Annotated in this window: 3 rRNA genes; all 3 read right to left on the reverse strand. The window is 55.5% G+C overall.

The annotated features are described in order from the left end of the window. Window positions 1–12: 12 nt before the first annotated feature. Window positions 13–129 (reverse strand): 5S ribosomal RNA (rrf, locus tag AB0M74_RS35100). Window positions 130–254: 125 nt separating this feature from the next. Then, window positions 255–3,391: ribosomal RNA gene (locus AB0M74_RS35105) — 23S ribosomal RNA — on the reverse strand. Window positions 3,392–3,730: 339 nt separating this feature from the next. Continuing rightward, window positions 3,731–5,247: ribosomal RNA gene (locus AB0M74_RS35110) — 16S ribosomal RNA — on the reverse strand. Together the 16S, 23S and 5S rRNA genes form the textbook arrangement of a ribosomal RNA operon. Window positions 5,248–5,446: the final 199 nt, after the last annotated feature.

Here is a 5,446-nt window from a genome sequence, read left to right on the forward strand (position 1 = left end):
TCGCGAATGATGTTCCGGCGGTGTCCTACTCTCCCACACCCTGTCGAGTGCAGTACCATCGGCGCTGGCAGGCTTAGCTTCCGGGTTCGGAATGGGACCGGGCGTTTCCCTGCCGCTATCGCCGCCGTAACTCTATGAAACTATCCACAAACAGCGCGACAACCCACGAACCCCTTCTAAAAGGATTCACACATTGTCTGCTGCAGTGTCTGTGTATTGCTTCAGATACCGCACAGTGGACGCGTAGCTTCTTTGTTGGTAAGTCCTCGGCCGATTAGTACCAGTCACCTACACCCGTTACCGAGCTTCCAGTTCTGGCCTATCAACCCCATGGTCTGTGGGGGGCCTTAACCACTCAAAGGTGGTGAGAAACCTCATCTTGGAACAGGCTTCCCGCTTAGATGCTTTCAGCGGTTATCCCTTCCGAACGTAGCTAACCAGCAGTGCTCCTGGCGGAACAACTGGCACACCAGAGGTTCGTCCGTCCCGGTCCTCTCGTACTAGGGACAGCCTTCCTCAAGTTTCTGACGCGCGCGGCGGATAGAGACCGAACTGTCTCACGACGTTCTAAACCCAGCTCGCGTGCCGCTTTAATGGGCGAACAGCCCAACCCTTGGGACCTACTCCAGCCCCAGGATGCGACGAGCCGACATCGAGGTGCCAAACCATCCCGTCGATATGGACTCTTGGGGAAGATCAGCCTGTTATCCCCGGGGTACCTTTTATCCGTTGAGCGACACCGCTTCCACTTGCCGGTGCCGGATCACTAGTCCCGACTTTCGTCCCTGCTCGAGCTGTCGCTCTCACAGTCAAGCTCCCTTGTGCACTTGCACTCGACACCTGATTGCCAACCAGGCTGAGGGAACCTTTGGGCGCCTCCGTTACATTTTAGGAGGCAACCGCCCCAGTTAAACTACCCACCAGGCACTGTCCCTGAACCAGATCATGGTCCGAGGTTAGAGGTCCAATACGATCAGAGTGGTATTTCAACGATGACTCCACAAACACTGGCGTGCCCGCTTCACAGTCTCCCACCTATCCTACACAAACCGTACCGAACACCAATACCAAGCTATAGTGAAGGTCCCGGGGTCTTTTCGTCCTGCCGCGCGTAACGAGCATCTTTACTCGTAATGCAATTTCGCCGAGTCTGTGGTTGAGACAGCAGAGAAGTCGTTACGCCATTCGTGCAGGTCGGAACTTACCCGACAAGGAATTTCGCTACCTTAGGATGGTTATAGTTACCACCGCCGTTTACCGGGGCTTAAATTCTCAGCTTCGCACCCAAAGGGCGCTAACCGGTCCTCTTAACCTTCCGGCACCGGGCAGGCGTCAGTCCGTATACATCGTCTTACGACTTCGCACGGACCTGTGTTTTTAGTAAACAGTCGCTTCTCTCTGGTCTCTGCGACCCAACCCAGCTCCGAGAGTAAATCTCATCACCAGACCGGGTCCCCCTTCTCCCGAAGTTACGGGGGCATTTTGCCGAGTTCCTTAACCACAGTTCTCTCGATCGCCTTAGTATTCTCTACCTGACCACCTGTGTCGGTTTGGGGTACGGGCCGTGTACCAACTCACTAGAGGCTTTTCTCGGCAGCATAGGATCACTGAATTCGCCTCAATCGGCTACGCATCACCTCTCAGGCTATATGCTGTGCGGATTTGCCTACACAACGCCCTACAGGCTTACACCAGTACAACCACTGACTGGCCCAGCTACCTTCCTGCGTCACCCCATCGCTTGACTACTACCAGCCAGGGTCATGTGCATCCCTCCACTCGAGACCCGAAGGTCTTCTCGGAAGTTCAGGACACTTAGCACAACTGATTCATCATGGGCGCGGATACACGGGTACGGGAATATCAACCCGTTGTCCATCGACTACGCCTGTCGGCCTCGCCTTAGGTCCCGACTCACCCTGGGCGGATTAACCTGGCCCAGGAACCCTTGGTCATTCGGCGGACGAGTTTCTCACTCGTCTTTCGCTACTCATGCCTGCATTCTCACTCCCGTAGCCTCCACGGCTGGATCACTCCGCCGCTTCCCTGGCTACAGGACGCTCCCCTACCCATCCACACCACTGCACCACCCCCCGCAGGGAATGGCGGATGTATTGTGTGAATGCCGCGGCTTCGGCGGTGTACTTGAGCCCCGCTACATTGTCGGCGCAGGATCACTTGACCAGTGAGCTATTACGCACTCTTTCAAGGGTGGCTGCTTCTAAGCCAACCTCCTGGTTGTCTTCGCGACCCCACATCCTTTTCCACTTAGTACACGCTTAGGGGCCTTAGCCGGCGATCTGGGCTGTTTCCCTCTCGACTACGAAGCTTATCCCCCGCAGTCTCACTGCCGCGCTCTCACACACCGGCATTCGGAGTTTGGCTGATTTCGGTAAGCTTGTAGGCCCCCTAGACCATCCAGTAGCTCTACCTCCGGTGTGAAACACGCGACGCTGCACCTAAATGCATTTCGGGGAGAACCAGCTATCACGGAGTTTGATTGGCCTTTCACCCCTACCCACAGCTCATCCCCTCAGTTTTCAACCTAAGTGGGTTCGGGCCTCCACGACGTCTTACCGTCGCTTCACCCTGGCCATGGGTAGATCACTCCGCTTCGGGTCTAGAACATGCGACTCAAAACGCCCTATTCGGACTCGCTTTCGCTACGGCTACCCCACACGGGTTAACCTCGCCACATGCCACTAACTCGCAGGCTCATTCTTCAAAAGGCACGCCATCACCCACCCAACCGAAGTTGGCGCAGGCCCTGACGGATTGTAAGCGCACGGTTTCAGGTACTATTTCACTCCCCTCCCGGGGTACTTTTCACCTTTCCCTCACGGTACTAGTCCGCTATCGGTCACCAGGGAGTATTCAGGCTTACCGGGTGGTCCCGGCAGATTCACAGCAGATTTCACGGGCCCGCTGCTACTCGGGCACTCACTACGAGAGCCGCCAGGTTTTCGTCTACGGGATTCTCACCCTCTACGACAGGCCGTTCCAGACCACTTCGACTAACCCAACGGTTTCTAACTCTCGCTCATCACGGCAGTGATAAGAAAATGAGCCCCACTACCCCACATGGACAACGCCTGCCGGCTATCACATCCACATGGTTTAGCCTCATCCGCTTTCGCTCGCCACTACTCACGGAATCACTGTTGTTTTCTCTTCCTGTGGGTACTGAGATGTTTCACTTCCCCACGTTCCCTCCACACACCCTATATATTCAGATGCGGGTAACACGACATCACTCGTGCTGGGTTTCCCCATTCGGAAATCCTCGGATCTCAGCTCGGTTGACAGCTCCCCGAGGCTTATCGCAGCCTCCTACGTCCTTCATCGGCTCCTGGTGCCAAGGCATCCACCGTACGCTCTTAAACACTTACTAACAAAGATGCTCGCGTCCACTGTGCAGTTCTCAAACAACACACAAGACCAAACCTTGACTCAGCACCAGCCGAGAATCCGAAAACCCTCGCGGTATGACTGAAGATCCAGCCTTGTCGTTATCTTGCCTAAGAGTAAACACTCGCGTGTTCTCTCAGGACCCAACAGTGTGTCGATATATTCACCGCGACCAACCACAGAGGATCAATCGAATGCGATAAAACTTGTCAGCGTTCCACCCATGAGCGTCCGCAGCTCTACATATGAGAACTAAACGGTCTCTGGCATCAACGTTTACCATCCCCGACTCTTCGGGGTGCGATGCAGAAGTGCTCCTTAGAAAGGAGGTGATCCAGCCGCACCTTCCGGTACGGCTACCTTGTTACGACTTCGTCCCAATCGCCAATCCCACCTTCGACGGCTCCCTCCACAAGGGTTAGGCCACCGGCTTCGGGTGTTACCGACTTTCATGACGTGACGGGCGGTGTGTACAAGGCCCGGGAACGTATTCACCGCAGCGTTGCTGATCTGCGATTACTAGCGACTCCAACTTCACGGGGTCGAGTTGCAGACCCCGATCCGAACTGAGACCGGCTTTAAGGGATTCGCTCCACCTCACGGTATCGCAGCCCTCTGTACCGGCCATTGTAGCATGTGTGAAGCCCTGGACATAAGGGGCATGATGACTTGACGTCGTCCCCACCTTCCTCCGAGTTGACCCCGGCAGTCTCTCACGAGTCCCCGCCATTACGCGCTGGCAACATAAGATAAGGGTTGCGCTCGTTGCGGGACTTAACCCAACATCTCACGACACGAGCTGACGACAGCCATGCACCACCTGTACACCGACCACAAGGGGGCCTACATCTCTGCAGGTTTCCGGTGTATGTCAAACCCAGGTAAGGTTCTTCGCGTTGCATCGAATTAATCCACATGCTCCGCCGCTTGTGCGGGCCCCCGTCAATTCCTTTGAGTTTTAGCCTTGCGGCCGTACTCCCCAGGCGGGGTACTTAATGCGTTAGCTACGGCACGGATCCCGTGGAAGGAAACCCACACCTAGTACCCACCGTTTACGGCGTGGACTACCAGGGTATCTAATCCTGTTCGCTACCCACGCTTTCGCTTCTCAGCGTCAGTTACTTCCCAGAGACCCGCCTTCGCCACCGGTGTTCCTCCTGATATCTGCGCATTTCACCGCTACACCAGGAATTCCAGTCTCCCCTGAAGTACTCAAGTCTGCCCGTATCGCCTGCAAGCTCACAGTTGAGCTGTGAGTTTTCACAGACGACGCGACAAACCGCCTACAAGCTCTTTACGCCCAGTAATTCCGGACAACGCTCGCACCCTACGTATTACCGCGGCTGCTGGCACGTAGTTGGCCGGTGCTTCTTCTACAGGTACCGTCACTTGCGCTTCGTCCCTGTCGAAAGAGGTTTACAACCCGAAGGCCGTCATCCCTCACGCGGCGTCGCTGCATCAGGCTTTCGCCCATTGTGCAATATTCCCCACTGCTGCCTCCCGTAGGAGTCTGGGCCGTGTCTCAGTCCCAGTGTGGCCGGTCACCCTCTCAGGTCGGCTACCCGTCGTCGCCTTGGTAGGCCGTTACCCCACCAACAAGCTGATAGGCCGCGGGCCCATCTCGCACCGATAAATCTTTCCACCAAAAACCATGCAGCTCTTGGTCATATCCGGTATTAGACCCAGTTTCCCAGGCTTATCCCGAAGTGCGAGGCAGATCACCCACGTGTTACTCACCCGTTCGCCGCTCGTGTACCCCGAAGGGCCTTACCGCTCGACTTGCATGTGTTAAGCACGCCGCCAGCGTTCGTCCTGAGCCAGGATCAAACTCTCCGTTGAAGACTCTTGAAGCACCCGAAGGTGAATCAGAAGAATAACTAGAGTCCGAAAACCTAGCAAAACAAAACGCCAGCAAAAAGATTTGCTGACTAAATGTCCAACCCTACAACCGGGGGGTATGTAAGGCCGGAACCAATTAAATAATTGGCACTGACATTCATCGACACACTATTGAGTTCTCAAAGAACACACGCACACA

The sequence above is a fragment of the Nocardia sp. NPDC051463 genome, from assembly GCF_040681975.1.
Lineage (GTDB): Bacteria > Actinomycetota > Actinomycetes > Mycobacteriales > Mycobacteriaceae > Nocardia.